15 protein-coding genes are annotated in these 17,129 nt (G+C 59.3%); 8 read left to right on the top strand and 7 right to left on the bottom strand.

Annotated features, from left to right (window positions below; translation table 11 throughout):
- Window position 1: 1 nt before the first annotated feature.
- The 4 genes from crcB to P3S72_RS12240 are packed head-to-tail and all read right to left on the bottom strand — an operon-like array spanning window position 2 to window position 4,806.
- The gene (gene crcB, locus P3S72_RS12255; protein WP_276197532.1) at window positions 2-376 is read right to left on the bottom strand and encodes a fluoride efflux transporter CrcB; all 375 of its coding nucleotides are present in this window, start codon (window positions 374-376) and stop codon (window positions 2-4) included.
- Complete coding sequence (locus P3S72_RS12250) at window positions 376-1,698, bottom strand: replication-associated recombination protein A (RefSeq protein WP_276197531.1); 1,323 nt, start codon at window positions 1,696-1,698, stop codon at window positions 376-378. The genes crcB and P3S72_RS12250 overlap by 1 nt, the downstream gene beginning before the upstream one ends.
- A 27-nt stretch (window positions 1,699-1,725) precedes the next feature.
- On the bottom strand, window positions 1,726-2,349 hold the full coding sequence (gene lolA / locus P3S72_RS12245; RefSeq protein WP_276197530.1) for an outer membrane lipoprotein chaperone LolA: 624 nt from the start codon (window positions 2,347-2,349) through the stop codon (window positions 1,726-1,728).
- A gap of 54 nt (window positions 2,350-2,403) precedes the next feature.
- On the bottom strand, window positions 2,404-4,806 hold the full coding sequence (locus P3S72_RS12240) for a DNA translocase FtsK (protein WP_276197529.1): 2,403 nt from the start codon (window positions 4,804-4,806) through the stop codon (window positions 2,404-2,406).
- Between the two features lie 500 nt (window positions 4,807-5,306).
- On the opposite strand from P3S72_RS12240, the gene aat reads away from it, so the two are divergent.
- The 3 genes from aat (at window position 5,307) to infA (ending at window position 7,069) form a co-directional block, all read left to right on the top strand.
- The gene (aat, locus tag P3S72_RS12235; protein ID WP_276197528.1) at window positions 5,307-5,987 is read left to right on the top strand and encodes a leucyl/phenylalanyl-tRNA--protein transferase; all 681 of its coding nucleotides are present in this window, start codon (window positions 5,307-5,309) and stop codon (window positions 5,985-5,987) included.
- A gap of 55 nt (window positions 5,988-6,042) precedes the next feature.
- On the top strand, window positions 6,043-6,750 hold the full coding sequence (locus P3S72_RS12230) for an arginyltransferase (RefSeq protein ID WP_276197527.1): 708 nt from the start codon (window positions 6,043-6,045) through the stop codon (window positions 6,748-6,750).
- 100 nt (window positions 6,751-6,850) lie between these two features.
- On the top strand, window positions 6,851-7,069 hold the full coding sequence (gene infA / locus P3S72_RS12225; protein WP_002553999.1) for a translation initiation factor IF-1: 219 nt from the start codon (window positions 6,851-6,853) through the stop codon (window positions 7,067-7,069).
- Window positions 7,070-7,318: 249 nt separating this feature from the next.
- On the opposite strand, the gene clpA is transcribed toward infA, so the two are convergent.
- Together clpA and clpS are read right to left on the bottom strand one after the other, a co-directional pair.
- On the bottom strand, window positions 7,319-9,589 hold the full coding sequence (clpA, locus tag P3S72_RS12220; RefSeq protein WP_276197520.1) for an ATP-dependent Clp protease ATP-binding subunit ClpA: 2,271 nt from the start codon (window positions 9,587-9,589) through the stop codon (window positions 7,319-7,321).
- A gap of 29 nt (window positions 9,590-9,618) precedes the next feature.
- A complete protein-coding gene (gene clpS, locus P3S72_RS12215) occupies window positions 9,619-9,987 on the bottom strand; it encodes an ATP-dependent Clp protease adapter ClpS (protein WP_010567912.1) in 369 nt (122 codons plus the stop codon).
- A gap of 223 nt (window positions 9,988-10,210) precedes the next feature.
- Between clpS and cspD the strand changes: the two genes are divergently transcribed.
- Window positions 10,211-10,489 (top strand): cold shock domain-containing protein CspD, encoded by a 279-nt coding sequence (cspD, locus tag P3S72_RS12210; protein ID WP_276197519.1) that lies wholly within the window; start codon window positions 10,211-10,213, stop codon window positions 10,487-10,489.
- A gap of 83 nt (window positions 10,490-10,572) precedes the next feature.
- Here the strand turns inward: cspD and icd are convergent, their stop codons facing one another.
- A complete protein-coding gene (gene icd / locus P3S72_RS12205; protein WP_276197518.1) occupies window positions 10,573-11,829 on the bottom strand; it encodes an NADP-dependent isocitrate dehydrogenase in 1,257 nt (418 codons plus the stop codon).
- Between the two features lie 506 nt (window positions 11,830-12,335).
- On the opposite strand from icd, the gene P3S72_RS12200 reads away from it, so the two are divergent.
- The 4 genes from P3S72_RS12200 (at window position 12,336) to hflD (ending at window position 17,035) form a co-directional block, all read left to right on the top strand.
- A complete protein-coding gene (locus P3S72_RS12200) occupies window positions 12,336-14,561 on the top strand; it encodes an NADP-dependent isocitrate dehydrogenase (RefSeq protein WP_276197517.1) in 2,226 nt (741 codons plus the stop codon).
- A gap of 223 nt (window positions 14,562-14,784) precedes the next feature.
- The gene (locus tag P3S72_RS12195) at window positions 14,785-15,231 is read left to right on the top strand and encodes an NUDIX hydrolase (protein ID WP_276197516.1); all 447 of its coding nucleotides are present in this window, start codon (window positions 14,785-14,787) and stop codon (window positions 15,229-15,231) included.
- A 59-nt stretch (window positions 15,232-15,290) separates the two neighbouring features.
- Window positions 15,291-16,415 carry a tRNA 2-thiouridine(34) synthase MnmA gene (gene mnmA, locus P3S72_RS12190; protein WP_276197515.1) on the top strand — a complete coding sequence of 375 codons (1,125 nt, stop codon included), beginning with the start codon at window positions 15,291-15,293 and terminating at the stop codon, window positions 16,413-16,415.
- Window positions 16,412-17,035, top strand: a complete 624-nt coding sequence (gene hflD / locus P3S72_RS12185; RefSeq protein ID WP_010172715.1) for a high frequency lysogenization protein HflD — start codon at window positions 16,412-16,414, stop codon at window positions 17,033-17,035. The genes mnmA and hflD overlap by 4 nt, the downstream gene beginning before the upstream one ends.
- Window positions 17,036-17,129 lie beyond the last annotated feature (94 nt).

Raw genomic sequence — 17,129 nt, 5'->3', positions numbered from 1 at the left:
ATCAAAGTTTGGTCAAGGACAGGCCGGCCCAGGTGGCGAGCAGCCCGCCGAATATGCTGATGCCTAGGTACCCGAAAGCGACCAGGGCTTGCCCGCTTTCCAGCAGGCGCAGCGTATCCAGTGAAAAGGATGAAAAGGTCGTCAGACCGCCTACAAAGCCGACAATCAAGCCGGTACGAATTTCAATCGGCACTTCCGGGCGCAGCAGGAACCAGCCGTACAGCAGCCCGATGATCAAGCAGCCCACCAGGTTGACCGCCAGGGTCGCCGCATAAAAATGCTTTGGCCAGTTGGCGTTTACCCAAGTACCGGTGGCGAAACGCAATAATGTACCAGCGATGCCGGCAACGGACACGGCAAGAATCGTCTTGAGCACTACTTTCTCCGCTGTTTGGGGCTGAGGCGATCGAGTTGAGCGAGGTGATTGAGCTTTTCACCGATCTTCAGCTCCAGGCCACGGGGCACCGGTTGGTAGAACGGCTGCGGCTCAAGCTCGTCGGGGAAGTAATCTTCGCCGGCGGCATAGGCGTCCGGCTCATCGTGGGCGTAGCGGTATTCATCACCGTAACCCAGTTGCTTCATCAGCTTGGTGGGTGCATTGCGCAGGTGCAGCGGCACTTCGAGGGAGCCATGTTCGGCCGCCGCGCGCAGTGCTGACTTGAAGCCCATGTACACCGCGTTACTTTTCGGCGCACACGCCAGGTAGGTAATCGCCTGAGCCACCGCCAACTCGCCTTCCGGGCTGCCGAGGCGCTCCTGAACTTCCCACGCCGCAAGGCACAGGCTCAGGGCGCGCGGGTCGGCGTTGCCGATGTCTTCACTGGCCATGCGCACCACGCGGCGCGCCAGGTACAGCGGATCACAGCCACCGTCGATCATGCGCGCGAACCAGTACAACGCGCCGTCGGGGTTGGAGCCGCGTACCGACTTGTGCAGCGCCGAAATCTGATCGTAGAACGCTTCGCCACCCTTGTCGAAACGCCGGCGTGTGTCGCCGAGCAGGCTTTGCAGGAGCTCGACGCCAATCTCGCTGCCGTCCTCGGCCAGGTCGGACGCGTTCTCCAGCAGGTTGAGAAAACGTCGCCCGTCGCCATCGGCGGCGCTGAACAGGATCTTGAAGCCTTCATCGCTGAGGCTCAACTGGCGCTTGCCCAAGCCCTTGTCTTCGCTCAAGGCGCGCTGCAGCAGCTTTCGCATCGCCGCGTCATCCAAGCTTTTGAGCACATACACCCGCGCCCGCGAGAGCAAGGCGTTGTTCAATTCGAAGGACGGGTTCTCGGTGGTTGCACCGATAAAAATCAGCGTGCCGTCTTCGACATACGGCAAGAACGCATCCTGCTGCGACTTGTTGAAGCGATGCACTTCGTCGACGAACAGGATGGTGCGCTTGCCATATTGCCCGGCCTGCTGCTTGGCCACTTCCACCGCCTGGCGGATCTCCTTGACCCCGGCCAGCACCGCCGAGACCGTTTCGAAGTGGGCATCCGAGACTTTCGCCAGCAGCCGCGCCAGGGTGGTTTTACCCACCCCCGGCGGCCCCCAGAAAATCATCGAGTGCAGCGCACCCTGCTCCAGGGCTTCGCGCAAAGGCTTGCCGCGAGCGAGCAGGTGTTCCTGACCGACGTACTCATCCAGGTTGGTCGAACGCAAGCGTGCGGCCAGGGGTTGAGCGATCGGATCACTTCGAAACAGGTCCATGGGCAGCGTTTGAAACCTCTAGGCAGGTTATTCCTGGATCACGTCGGCACCCTTGGGGATGTCGAACTTGAACTTGGAGGCGGGCACCGGCTCGTTGGCCTTGACCCCGGTGAACAGGATATTGGTGCGCTGGCCAACGCTGTCGACCAGTTGCATGTCATTGATCACACCGTTGCGGAACGACAGGCGCAGGCTGTCGAACAGCGTGTCCTTGGATTTCGGCTTGAGGGTGAAGTCGATCACATTACTGGCTTGCTTGGAGGTGATGTCGAAACTGTCGCTGATTTTCGATACATCGCCCGACAGCAGCAGCGCCGGGGTCTGGTTCAGGCGCGGGTCGAGCTTCTTGATGGTCGCCTGTTCCAGGTCCGGGTCCCACAACGTGACTTTTTGGCCGTCCGAGACGATGGTCTGCTCATTCGGCGCGTCGGTCTTCCAGTAGAACAGCCCTGGGCGCTGCACGGCCATTTCACCGGCGGTTTCCTGCAACTGGGTGCCGCCGCCGTCCAGGGTCAACTGGGAGAAGCGCGCAGTCAGGGTCTTGGATTTGTCGAGCAGGTTGGTCAGGCTGGCGACGGAGGCCGGATCAGCGTGAGCAGAAACAGCCGTCAGGGCCAGTACCGGCAACAACAGCATGCGGATAAGACGCATGGGAGTCCTCATTGAGTCGTTAGGGCGCGCCGCGTGCTGCCACGCGGCGCGTGATCAGTCGCGCATCTGCCCGGGAGCGATGACTTCGCGCGAGCCGTTGGTGTTCATTGCGGTGACGACACCGGCATTTTCCATGGATTCGATCATGCGGGCGGCCCGGTTGTAGCCGATTTTCAGCTTGCGCTGCACGGCCGAGATCGAGGCGCGGCGGCTTTCCAATACGAAAGCCACGGCCTCGTCGTACAGCGCGTCGGTTTCGGCATCATCGTCGCCACCGCTGCCGCCGTCGAAGCCGCTGCCGGCCTCTTCAACGCCCGCGAGAATGTCGTCGTTGTATTCCGGCGCGCCGCGCAGTTTCCAGGCTTCCACCACGCGATGGACTTCTTCGTCGGAAACGAACGCGCCATGCACGCGAATCGGCAGGCTGGTGCCCGGCGGCATGTAGAGCATGTCACCGTGGCCCAGCAGCTGTTCGGCTCCACCCTGGTCGATGATGGTCCGCGAGTCGATCTTGCTCGATACCTGGAACGCCATGCGCGTCGGGATGTTGGCCTTGATCAGACCGGTGATCACGTCCACCGACGGCCGCTGGGTAGCGAGAATCAAGTGGATACCGGCGGCACGGGCCTTCTGGGCGATACGTGCGATCAACTCTTCAACCTTCTTGCCGACGATCATCATCATGTCGGCAAATTCGTCGACCACCACGACGATGGTCGGCAACTTGGTCAGCAATGGCGCTTCGTCGTGGATGCTTTCGCGCTTGTACAACGGGTCGGTCAGCGGCGTGCCGGCGTCCTGGGCTTCCTTGACCTTGGCATTGAAGCCCGACAGGTTGCGCACGCCCATCTTCGCCATCAGCTTGTAGCGCCGCTCCATTTCGGCAACGCTCCAGCGCAGGGCGTTGGCGGCGTCCTTCATGTCGGTGACGACCGGGCACAGCAGGTGCGGAATGCCTTCGTAGATCGACAATTCGAGCATCTTCGGGTCGATCATGATCAGCTTGGCGTCTTCCGGGCCGGACTTGAACAGGATCGACAGGATCATCGCGTTGACACCTACCGACTTACCCGAGCCGGTGGTACCGGCCACCAGCAGGTGAGGCATTTTCGCCAGGTCAGTGATCACGGGCTTGCCGCCGATGTCGTGGCCCAGGGCCAGGGTGACCGGCGATTTGAAGTTGTCGTATTCCGGGGTCGACAATACCTCGGAGAAGCGCACGATCTGGCGGTCTTCGTTGGGAATCTCGATGCCCACAGTGGTTTTGCCGGGGATCACTTCCACCACGCGCACGCTGGTCACGGCCAGGGAACGGGCGAGGTCTTTGGCCAGGTTGGAGATACGGCTGACCTTGACCCCGGCCGCTGGCTGGATTTCGTAACGGGTAATCACCGGGCCGGGGTGGATCGAGTCCACCGAGACTTCGACGCCGAATTCCTTGAGTTTGATTTCCAACAAATGGCCGACGGCCGCCAGGGATTCAGGGGAGTAGTTGAGTTGTTTCTTCTCGGCCGGGTCGAGAATCGAGATCGGCGGCAATGTGCCTTCGACCGCGCTGTCGACAAACAACGGCACCTGTTTCTCTTTCTGCACGCGATGACTCGGCTCGGGAGCCTTGATCGGTGCCGGGGCGATGACCGGCGGCACTTGCTTCTCGCGGTCCGACATGTGCTTGCTCAGGGCTTGCTCGCGCTCGATCAGGCGTTCCTTGGCCTTGGCTTGTTCACGCCGGTCCGGCGTGCTCGGGGCCACGACCTCGTTGACGCGGGTGTCCACCTCGCGCAGTTGGGCCACCATGCGCTTGCGCTCGACCCGAGCCGACCACCAGCGGTTGGCGGCGCCCTGGAACAGTTCCAGCAGGTCGAGGGTGATTTTGCCGGTCACATCCATCACCTTGAACCACGACAGGTCGGTGAACACGGTGAGGCCAAACAGGAACAGCGCGATAAACATCAGCGTGCTGCCCTGGATATTCAGGGTCTTGCGGGCCAGGTCACCGAGACTCTCACCCAACGCACCGCCGGCTCCCGCCGGCAGGCCGGTTGGGGCATGGAAATGGATATGCGCCAACGCCGCACCGGACAGCACCAGGAACACCAGGCCGATCAGGCGCCAGGAAAACAGCCAGCCGCTCCACTGCCACGGCTCATGACGCTGGCGGAAGATCTGCCAGGTCTTGATCGCCAGCAGCAACGGGAAGATGTAAGCGAAATAACCCAGCACCATGAACAGAATATCGGCGCTGTAGGAACCGGCAGGCCCACCGAAGTTCTGCACGTCTTCGATCTTGCTGTTGTGGCTCCAGCCCGGATCGTCCTTGCCATAGGTGAGCAAGGCCATCATCAGGAACAGGCACAGGGCGCCGATGGCGATCAGTGCACCTTCCTTGAGCCGATAATGCAGGTGCTGACGCCAGGCCGGCACGACTGTTTTTTGTGTCGCGGTGGATTTCTTCAAAACGGGTCTTTTCCTGCGCCTTTAGCGCGTCCATCTGTTGAATGACTGCACACTGCCGCCCAATCCGAGCAGCTGAAAAAATATACGAACGTCGTTAAATCTACCTTTAACACCGAGCGATTGACGAGTGAAACGGCGATAACGCCAGAATGCCCGCATTGTACGGGTTTGTGTCCCTGATGCCACGCACTTGCCCCTTGCGCGGCAGCCTGAACAATTCAAGTGTCACATACTGTTCAATTTGAGCACGCATTGTCTTTGCTGACAAAGGCTTATGCGCTGTTTATAGCAATCCAGGCAAGGTTGGCAATTGGCCTGCATGGGGCAATCCCAAATACGACCACGTCTCTAAGAGAGAGTTGCAGAAACACCCGTTCACGCTAATCCACACCAATGCCCGATTCGGGCTGGCTCCCTGGCGCAGGGTCGACAATAATCAATCATCTACAGGGCAGGCCCCGTACCTGCCACTCCCCTCCCCTTCCGTAAGCCTGGATGCCATGCTGACCTGGTTACAACGCGACACTCTGACCTTCCCTCCGCTGGCCAAAGCCATGCGCGAACCCAATGGCCTGCTCGCCGCCGGTGGCGACCTGTCGGCCGAGCGACTGATCCAGGCCTATCGCCACGGCTGCTTTCCGTGGTTTTCGCAAGGTCAGCCGATTCTCTGGTGGTCACCGGACCCACGCACCGTGATCTTCCCCGACGAACTGCACGTATCCCGCAGCCTCGGCAAATTATTGCGCCAGCAGCGCTACAGCGTGACCTTCGACCAGGACTTCGCCGCAGTCATCCAGGCCTGCGCTGCGCCACGCGCCTACGCAGATGGCACCTGGATCACCGAGGGCATCCAGAGCGCCTACCAGGAGCTGCACGCGCGGGGTTACGCGCATTCGGTAGAGGTATGGGACAACGGCGAACTGGTGGGCGGCCTGTATGGGCTGGCGATGGGCCGGTTGTTTTTTGGCGAGTCCATGTTCAGCCGCGCCGACAACGCCTCGAAGTTCGGCTTTGCCACACTGACCCGACAGCTACAGGCGTGGGGATTTGTGCTGATCGACTGCCAGATGCCCAACGATCACCTGCACAGCCTGGGTGCGCGCGCCATACCGCGCAGCGACTTCGCCGGCTTCCTGCGCGATTATCTGGACCAACCCAGCACTGGACCGTGGGTTTCCTAGGCGACTTCCTCGCACCTGGCTTACACTTATTTCAAAGCTTATCCGAGGGTTGATCATGACCGAGCTGGCGCGATTGAAGTTTTATGCCACTCAAGCCCACGCTTGCAGCTATCTGCCCGACGAGCAGGCCACCACGCTGTTCCTCGATCCCAGCCAGCCGATGGATGTGCATGTGTATGCCGACCTCTCGGAAATGGGGTTTCGGCGCAGCGGCGATCACCTATACCGACCGCACTGCCAAAACTGCAATGCCTGCGTACCGGCCCGAATTCCGGCGGCGCAGTTTGTCCCAGACCGCAACCAGAAGCGCATCCTCAAGCGCAACGCGGACCTGACTGTCACGGCGGCCAATCCCAGGTTCAGTGAAGAGTATTTCGACCTTTACCAGCGCTACATCGAACAGCGCCACGCCGACGGCGACATGTTCCCACCCAGTCGCGACCAGTTTTCCACCTTTCTGGTGCGTGAACTGCCCTTCTCACGCTTCTACGAATTTCGACTCGACGGGCGCTTGCTAGCCGTCGCCGTGACCGATTTGCTGCCCAATGGCCTGTCGGCGGTGTACACCTTCTATGAACCGGCCGAAGAGCGGCGCAGCCTGGGACGCTTCGCGATCCTCTGGCAAATCAGCGAGGCCCTGCGCCTGGAACTGGAGGCGGTGTACCTTGGATACTGGATCAAAAACTGCAAAAAGATGAACTACAAGACCCAATATCGCCCCATTGAACTGCTGATTAATCAAAGATGGGTCACGCTTAACTAGAACCCCTTGGCTTAAACACCCTTTTTCGGGCACAATGCACGCCGCTTTTGCCTGGCGCAGTTGCACCGGGCCATTCACTGGATACCGAGGGCTTTACTGCATGTCGAAAGAAGACAGCTTCGAAATGGAAGGCACTGTCGTCGACACCCTGCCCAACACCATGTTTCGTGTGGAGTTGGAAAATGGGCACGTCGTAACCGCGCATATCTCCGGCAAGATGCGCAAGAACTACATTCGTATTCTTACCGGTGACAAAGTGCGCGTCGAGCTGACGCCCTATGACCTGAGCAAAGGGCGCATCACTTACCGCGCCCGTTAATCAAGTCAATACAAGACGCCCGGTTATGCCGGGCGTTTTTGTGTGCGCGCAGGATTTACCTGACACCCAAAACCCAATGTAGCAGGGGACTTGCTCCCGATAGCGGTCACTCAACAACAAATTTAGTTGCCTGACCCACCGCTATCGGGAGAAAGCCCCCTCCCACACTGGACTTCCATTGTTCTGGAAATTGCATCTCAAGACAGCAAAAAGGCGCCTTTCGGCGCCTTTTGCGTAGTTGCAGAACAATCAGGCCATTTCGGCCGTGGTTTCGAACTCGAAGGTCAGCTCGCCGTCCTTCAGGTCGATATGCACCACGCCACCGTGGTCGGCAAGTTCGCCAAACAGGATCTCTTCGGCCAATGGCCGCTTGATCTTGTCCTGGATCAGACGCGCCATCGGGCGAGCGCCCATTGCCGCGTCGTAACCACCCTCGGCCAGCCAGTTGCGCGCCGCGTCCGTCACCTCCAACTGCACGCGCTTGTCTTCCAACTGCGCTTGAAGCTCGGTGAGGAACTTGTCCACCACGTTTTTGATGACCTCATGACTGAGGCGACCAAACTGGATAATGGTGTCCAGGCGGTTGCGGAACTCCGGCGTAAAGCTCTTCTTGATCACTTCCATCGCATCGGAAGAGTGATCCTGATGCGTAAAGCCGATCGAAGCCCGCGCGGCGGTTTCAGCACCGGCGTTGGTGGTCATGATCACGATCACGTTGCGGAAGTCCGCCTTGCGCCCGTTGTTGTCGGTCAGCGTGCCGTGATCCATGACCTGCAGCAGCAGGTTGAAGACTTCCGGGTGTGCCTTCTCGATTTCATCGAGGAGCAATACGCAATGCGGTTGCTTGGTGATCGCCTCGGTCAACAGACCGCCCTGGTCAAACCCGACATAGCCCGGAGGCGCACCGATCAGGCGCGACACGGTGTGACGCTCCATGTATTCGGACATGTCGAACCGCACCAACTCAATACCCATGGCCTTGGCCAACTGCCGGGCCGCTTCGGTCTTGCCAACGCCGGTCGGACCGGCGAACAGGAACGAACCGACCGGCTTGTCCGGCGACTTGAGGCCCGCCCGCGACAACTTGATCGCAGTGGACAGCGAGTCGATGGCCGCATCCTGGCCAAACACGGTGAGCTTGAGGTCGCGCTCCAGGTTACGCAGCAGCTCTTTGTCGGAACTGCTGACGTGTTTTGGCGGAATCCGCGCGATCTTGGCCACTATCGCCTCGACCTGAGACACATCGATGCGCTTCACACGCTTCTCGACCGGCTGCAGGCGCTGATAGGCACCCGCCTCGTCGATCACATCGATGGCCTTGTCCGGCATGTGCCGATCATTGATGTAGCGCGACGCCAACTCGGCAGCGGCACGCAGCGCTTCATCGGTGTACTCAACGCCATGGTGCGCTTCGAAACGCCCCCTGAGGCCACGCAGGATACCGATGGTGTCCTCAACCGAAGGCTCGGACACGTCGACTTTCTGAAAACGACGCGCCAGGGCGCGGTCTTTCTCGAAGATCCCGCGAAACTCCTGGAATGTGGTCGAGCCGATGCAGCGGATATCACCGGACGACAATAACGGCTTGAGCAGGTTGGAAGCATCCATCACCCCACCAGACGCCGCACCAGCACCAATGATGGTGTGGATCTCATCGATAAACAGGATCGCCTGCGGGCGTTTTTTCAGCTCGCCGAGCAACGCTTTGAAGCGCTTCTCGAAATCGCCACGGTACTTGGTCCCGGCGAGCAACGCGCCAAGGTCAAGGGAGTAGACGACGCTGTTGGCCAACAGGTCCGGCACCTGGTTGTCGACGATACGCTTGGCAAGGCCTTCGGCAATCGCGGTTTTACCCACGCCTGCCTCGCCCACCAGCAACGGGTTGTTCTTGCGACGACGCGCGAGGATCTGCGCCACACGCTCAACCTCAGACTCGCGCCCCACCAGCGGATCGATCCGCCCCTGGCGCGCCAGCTCATTGAGATTGCTGGCATAGGCATCCAATGGATTGCTCGAAGAAGAAGACTCACCGCCCTCGTCGTCCTGCATATCTTGCTCACCCTCGGAATGTTCGCCGTGCCCAGGCACTTTGGAGATACCGTGGGCGATATAGTTGACGACATCGATACGGGCAACGCTCTGCTGTTTAAGCAGAAACACTGCCTGGCTTTCCTGTTCACTGAAGATGGCGACGAGCACATTGGCGCCCGTAACTTCACGCTTACCGGAGCTCTGCACGTGGAAAACAGCACGCTGCAATACCCGCTGAAAGCCTAGGGTCGGCTGGGTTTCACGGTCCTCGTCATGCACGGGGATCAGTGGCGTCGTGGAGTCGATGAACTCCTGCAGGTCATGCTTGAGTTTGTCGAGGTTGGCGCCGCACGCACGCAGAACGGTGGCGGCAGCTTCGTTATCCAAAAGTGCCAGCAGCAGGTGCTCGACGGTCATGAATTCATGACGCTTCGAACGAGCCTCCTTGAAGGCAAGATTGAGGGTGACTTCGAGCTCGCGGTTTAACATAGCTTCACCTCATACCCAAGTGGTCGGCGTTAACCGTCCTTCTCGATTTCACAGAGTAGCGGATGCTGGCTTTCCCTGGCGTACTGGTTGACCTGCATGGCCTTTGTCTCGGCGATGTCGCGGGTAAACACTCCACATACTGCCCGTCCTTCTGTGTGAACGGCCAGCATTACCTTGGTCGCCAACTCGCGGTTCAGGTTAAAAAACACCTCGAGCACTTCGACGACGAAATCCATCGGTGTGTAGTCATCGTTGAACAAAACCACCTTGTACATCGGCGGCGCCTGTAGAGCAGGCTTAGCCTCCTGAACAGCAATGCCTGCAGAACCGTCGTCATCGTGTTCGTGATCCGGGCGATCCTGATTGAATGTTAGTCGAATCTGGCTGATTGCATGCATGGAAAGAAAGGTTCGTCAGTGGTTCAAATACAGTGGTGGGGGCGACCTGTCAGAATTTCAACTCTGACCGTTCGGTCACCTTGACTATCGGTAAATCGGTGTTACAACCAATAGAACCCACAGTGGGTAAAAAAGGTCCGCGCAGTCAACCTTATTATTCGGGTTAGGACGGATAAACTGGATGATACTCCAGTGATGGAGTCTGGTGCAGAGGGATATGGGTATGTCTGGCGTCAAGATCAGTGGCAAGGTCAAGTGGTTCAATAACGCCAAGGGATATGGCTTTATTAACGAAGAAGGTAAAAGCGAGGACCTTTTTGCGCACTATTCGGCGATCATCATGGATGGGTACAAAACGCTGAAGGCGGGACAAGCTGTGAGCTTTGAAATCATTCAAGGACCGAAAGGGCTGCACGCCGTGAACATTGATGCAGTGAAAGTTGGAACACCTGAAAAGCCCGCAGCATCGCACGCTCATAAAGAAAAGAAACAAACGGCCTGATTCGCCGCCGAGCATGCAGTCTTGCAATACGAAAACGGCCACCCCAGTCAATCCAGGGTGGCCGTTTTTTTATGCCACTTTGCTTACATATGCGAAATCAACGCATCGCCAAACCCCGACGAAGACAGCAACTTGGCACCGTCCATCAAGCGATGGAAATCATAGGTCACGGTTTTGGCCGAGATCGCGCCATTGGTGCCCTTGATGATCAAGTCAGCCGCCTCGGCCCAGCCCATGTGGCGCAGCATCATTTCCGCCGACAGAATCAATGAGCCCGGGTTGACCTGGTCCTTGCCCGCATACTTGGGCGCAGTACCGTGGGTAGCCTCGAACATGGCGATGGTATCGGACAGGTTGGCCCCCGGCGCAATGCCAATGCCCCCTACTTCCGCCGCCAGCGCATCAGAAAGGTAGTCGCCGTTGAGGTTCAACGTGGCGATCACATCGTATTCGGCCGGGCGCAGCAGGATCTGCTGAAGCATGGCATCGGCAATTGCATCTTTAACCACTACGTTCTTGCCGGTTTTTGGATTCTTGAACTGCATCCATGGACCGCCGTCGAGCAGCGTCGCGCCGAATTCTTTCTCGGCGATGCCGTAGGCCCATTCCTTGAAGGCACCTTCGGTGAACTTCATGATGTTGCCTTTGTGCACGATGGTCAGCGACTCACGATCGTTATCCACGACGTATTGCAGGGCTTTGCGCACCAGACGCTCAGTACCCTGCTTGGAGACCGGCTTGATACCGATGCCGCAATCCTGGTCGAAACGGATCTTGGTAACGCCCATTTCCTCCTTGAGGAACTTGATCACTTTGATCGCTTCTGGCGAACCGGCTTTCCACTCGATCCCGGCGTAAATATCTTCGGAGTTTTCGCGGAAGATGGTCATGTCCACGTCGCCAGGCTTCTTGACCGGGCTTGGCACGCCTTCGAACCAGCGCACCGGGCGCAGGCACACATAGAGGTCGAGCTGTTGGCGCAGGGCCACGTTCAACGAACGGATGCCACCACCGACCGGGGTGGTCAGAGGGCCCTTGATGGACACCACGTAATCCTTGACCGCGTCCAGGGTTTCTTGGGGCAGCCAGGTGTCCTGGTCGTAGACTTGGGTCGCTTTTTCGCCGGCGAACACTTCCATCCACGAAATTTTGCGCTTGCCGCCGTAGGCTTTTTCAACAGCTGCGTCGACCACCTTGATCATCACCGGGCTGATGTCGACGCCAATACCGTCACCTTCGATATAAGGGATGATCGGTTGGTCAGGAACATTGAGAGAATGGTCTGCATTGACGGTGATTTTGTCGCCGACTGCCGGAACCTGAATCTTCTTGTATCCCATGCTGAACTCCATCTATGGATTGAACATCTGGCTGCGTTCGAGCCTACTCCAGATAAATGACGACTGAAACCTCACGCCACGCTCATTTGCATCGAAAACAGCATATTTAGTTGCCTACTAGCTTGAAAGCAAAGGGAAAAGCGCCAATCTTGAGCACATCATGCGACTTTAGATGTAACGGGGTCCCTGCGACCTTTAGACCAATGGACGCCCCACCTTTTGTATGAGAGCTCGGCGTAAGCATAGCGACCTATGTATAATGCCGCCGCTGACCAAAGAGTCACGATGGCCGACCGCTTGCTTCTTCAATAGAAAGCATCGCCCTCCGCCTGAAAAAGCCGGACTAAACAATAGTCCACCCGCTTGACGCTCGACTGATGCAACCCAACATCACCGCGAAGAAATCTCGACCTTTCGCTCATGGATGACTTTGAACGAACGCGCTCTACCCGGCGCATCTAGAGTTTCTGCGCACGCTTTCAGCAAAGAAGAGAGTTAATCCGAATATGCCCACCCGCTCGAAGATCATCTACACCTTCACCGACGAAGCACCAGCCCTCGCCACCTATTCACTGCTGCCTATCGTAGAGGCCTTCACCGCTTCCGCTGATATTGCCGTGGAAACCCGCGACATCTCCCTCGCCGGGCGCATCCTCGCAAGCTTCCCCGAGCAACTGGGCGCCAAAGCCGTACCGGACCACCTCGCCGAACTGGGCGCCCTGGCCGTTACGCCTGAAGCCAACATCATCAAGCTGCCTAACATCAGTGCCTCGACCCCTCAACTGCAGGCGGCGATCAAGGAACTGCAGGCCCAGGGCTACGCCCTGCCGGACTACCCGGAAACCGTAACCACCGACGCGGAAAAAGAAACCCGCGCACGTTACGACAAGATCAAGGGCAGCGCCGTGAACCCGGTACTGCGCGAAGGCAACTCTGACCGCCGCGCACCGCTGTCGGTCAAGAACTATGCACGCAAGCACCCGCACAAGATGGGCGCCTGGGCTGCCGACTCGAAGTCCCACGTTGCTCACATGAGCCACGGCGACTTCTACGGCAGCGAAAAAGCCGTACAGATCGAGGCCGCCGACGCGGTCAAAATCGAACTGATCGCTAAAGACGGCACCGCGACCGTACTGAAGGAAAAAACTTCGGTACAAGCTGGCGAAATCATCGACAGCTCCGTGCTGAGCAAGAACGCCCTGCGCAGCTTCATCGCCGCCGAAATCGAAGACGCTAAGAAACAAGGCGTACTGCTGTCGGTTCACCTGAAAGCCACCATGATGAAGGTCTCCGACCCGATCATGTTCGGCCAGATCGTTGCCGAGTTCTATAAAGACGCCCTGACCAAGCACGCCACCGTGCTGGAGCAGATCGGCTTCAACCTGAACAACGGCATCGGCGACCTGTACGCACGCATCAAGGCCTTGCCGGCCGAGCAGCAAGCGCAGATCGAAGCCGATATCCAGGCGGTCTACGCCTCGCGCCCTTCCCTGGCGATGGTCAACTCCGACAAAGGCATCACCAACCTGCACGTGCCGAGCGACGTCATCGTCGACGCCTCGATGCCAGCCATGATCCGTGACTCCGGCAAAATGTGGGGCACCGACGGCCAACTGCACGACACCAAGGCCGTGATCCCGGATCGCTGCTACGCCACCATCTACCAAGCCACCATCGAAGACTGCAAGGCTCATGGTGCTTTCGATCCGACCACCATGGGCAGCGTGCCGAACGTTGGCCTGATGGCACAGAAAGCCGAAGAGTACGGCTCGCACGACAAGACCTTCCAGGTCAAAGCTGACGGCGTCGTCCGCGTCACCGACAGCAAGGGCAACCTGCTGATGGAACAGCCCGTCGAAGCCGGCGATATCTTCCGCATGTGCCAGGCCAAAGACGCGCCGATCCAGGACTGGGTCAAACTCGCCGTCAACCGTGCCCGCGCCAGCAACACCCCGGCCATCTTCTGGCTCGACCCACAACGCGCCCACGACGGTGCGGTGATCGAGAAAGTCCAGACCTACCTGAAAGACCACAACACCGAAGGCCTGGACATCCGCATCATGTCGCCGGTCGACGCGATGAAGTTCACCCTGGAGCGCACCCGCAAGGGCCTGGACACTATCTCGGTGACCGGCAACGTACTGCGCGACTACCTGACCGACCTGTTCCCGATCATGGAACTGGGCACCAGCGCCAAGATGCTGTCGATCGTGCCGCTGATGAACGGCGGTGGCCTGTTCGAAACCGGCGCTGGCGGTTCGGCACCGAAACACGTGCAGCAGTTGCTGGAAGAAAACTTCCTGCGCTGGGATTCCCTGGGCGAGTTCCTGGCCCTGGCCGCATCGCTTGAGCATTTGGGTGTGACATACAACAACCCCAAAGCCCTGGTACTGTCCAAGACCCTGGACCAGGCCACCGGCCAGTTCCTCGACAACAACAAGTCGCCATCGCGCAAAGTCGGCAACATCGACAACCGCGGCAGCCACTTCTACCTAGCGCTGTACTGGGCCCAAGCCCTGGCCGCGCAGACTGAAGACACCGCACTGCAAGCGCAATTCGCCACACTTGCCAAGACCCTGGCCGCGAACGAGGCAACCATCGTTGCCGAGCTCAACGCCGTACAGGGCCAGCCAGTGGACATCGGCGGCTACTACGCGCCGAACCCGGAGCTGATCAGCAAGGTCATGCGCCCAAGCAACACGCTCAATGCGGCGATTGCCAAGCTGAAGTAAGGTTGTAACGCTGCAAACAAGCCCCGGCCCAGTGCCGGGGTTTCTGTTTCCAGCGTTCAACTGAAGAAACCGAATCCAAATGTGGGAGGGGGCTTGCTCCCGATCGCGTTGAGTCAGTTACCAATAAGTCGACCGCCCCACCGCCATCGGGAGCAAGCCCCCTCCCACACTGACTGTAATCCTGCTTGAAGACCGCACCGTACTCAGAATCGAGAGGCATCCAATGACCTGGCAACCCCACATCACCGTCGCCACCATCGTCGAAGACAACGGCCGCTTCCTGATGGTCGAAGAACTCAAAGGCGGCCGTGCCGTGCTCAACCAGCCCGCCGGCCACCTCGACCCGCACGAAACCCTGACCGAAGCCGCCGTGCGCGAAACCCTTGAAGAAACCGGCTGGGACGTCGAAGCCACCGGCATCGTCGGCATCTACCTGTACACTGCCCCGAGCAACGGCGTGACCTACCAGCGGGTCTGCTTCACCGCCAAGGCGCTGAAACACCACCCGGACTATCAACTAGACGACGGCATCGTACGCGCCCGCTGGCTGACCCGTGAGGAGCTGATGGCCCTGCGTGACACCTGGCGCAGCGAGCTGATCATCCGCTGTATCGATGATTATCTGGCAGGCTTTCGCCACAGTCTCGAATTGATCCGACCTTCTCTTTAGCCTTGAAGGCTTGGGCCTGTTAGAATCGCGTCCTTTTTCAAGACACCCGTTGAAACCCTATGCGTGATCCAGCCCCTTCTGACACACAAAAGAAGCGCGTCATCGTCGGTATGTCCGGCGGCGTGGATTCTTCCGTTTCCGCCGTTCTGCTCATGGAGCAGGGTTATGAGGTGGAAGGCCTGTTCATGAAGAACTGGGAAGAAGACGATGGAACGGAATATTGCACCGCCATGGACGACCTGGCAGATGCCCAGGCCGTGTGCGACAAGATCGGTATCAAGCTGCACACCGCCAATTTCGCGGCCGAGTACTGGGACAACGTGTTCGAGCACTTCCTGGCCGAATACAAGGCCGGCCGCACGCCGAACCCGGACATCCTGTGTAATCGCGAAATCAAGTTCAAGGCGTTCCTCGACTACGCCATGATCCTCGGCGCCGACCTGATCGCCACTGGCCACTACGTGCGCCGTCGCGATATCGACGGGCGCACCGAACTGCTCAAGGGCCTGGACCCCAACAAGGACCAGAGCTACTTCCTGCACGCCGTCGGCGGCGAACAGATCGCCAAGACCCTGTTCCCCGTAGGCGAACTGGAAAAGCCCGAAGTGCGCAGGATCGCCGAGCAGCACGACCTGGCCACCGCCAAGAAGAAGGATTCCACCGGGATCTGCTTTATCGGCGAGCGCCGCTTCAGCGACTTCCTCAAGCAATACCTGCCGGCGCAACCGGGCGAGATCAAAACCACCGAAGGCGAGGTCATCGGCCGCCACCACGGCCTGATGTACCACACCATCGGCCAGCGCCAGGGCCTGGGCATCGGCGGCTTGAAAGACGCCGGTGACGAGCCGTGGTACGTGCTGGTCAAGGACGTGGAACACAACGAACTGATCGTGGGCCAGGGCAATGAGCACCCATGGTTGTTCTCCCGCGCGCTGCTCGCTTCAGACATCTACTGGGTCAACCCGGTGGACCTGAGCGCCCCGCGCCGCCTGACCGCCAAGGTACGCTATCGCCAGAGCGACCAGCCCTGCACCCTGGAAAAAACCGCCGACGGCTACCGCGCCACCTTCGATGACCCGCAGCGCGCGGTCACGCCTGGCCAGTCCGTGGTGTTCTACGATGGCGAGGTGTGCCTGGGGGGCGGCGTGATTGAAATCGCCGAACCCTGGAGCAGCCAGGCATGAGCCCGACCCAGGAGCAATTGACGGCGCTTGGCGGGGTATTCCTCGCCGCAGTGCTGGTGGACAAGATCGCCAAGACCGGCCAGGTCACCGAGGCCGGCCTGACCTGCATGCTCGGCAGCCTGCTGATTCGCGACCCCAAGGACACCCTGGAAGTCTACGGCGGTGACGACCTGGCGCTGCGCGAAGGCTACCGTGCGCTGGTCGGCGCACTGGAACGCGACCCGAGTACCTTGCAGCGCGAACCACTGCGCTACGCCCTGTCGATGCTCGGCCTCGAGCGCCAACTGGCCAAGCGTGACGACCTGCTCGAGACCATCGGCAAGCGCCTGCCGCAGATCCAGTCCCAGGTTGAACACTTCGGCCCGGCCCACGAAAACGTCATCGCCGCTTGCGGCGCGCTGTACCAGGACACCTTGAGCACATTGCGCCAGCGCATCCAGGTGCATGGCGATATGCGCAACCTGCAACAACCGAACAACGCCTCGAAGATCCGCGCCCTGCTCCTGGCCGGTATTCGTTCGGCGCGGTTGTGGCGCCAATTGGGTGGTCATCGTTGGCAGTTGGTCATCAGCCGTCGCAAATTGCTCAAAGAGCTTTACCCGTTGATGCGCAACGAATAAGTCGCAGCCACGGGCTATTTTCAAGCCGTTACGCGTAATACGCCGGTCAGTTGGCAACGGACCGGCGGATTTTTTCATGTATGATACGCGCCCC

This window comes from Pseudomonas sp. D3 (genome assembly GCF_029320995.1).
GTDB lineage: Bacteria > Pseudomonadota > Gammaproteobacteria > Pseudomonadales > Pseudomonadaceae > Aquipseudomonas > Aquipseudomonas paraveronii.
Note: the sequence above shows the minus strand (reverse complement) of the source record. Positions and strands in the feature narration are given on the sequence as shown.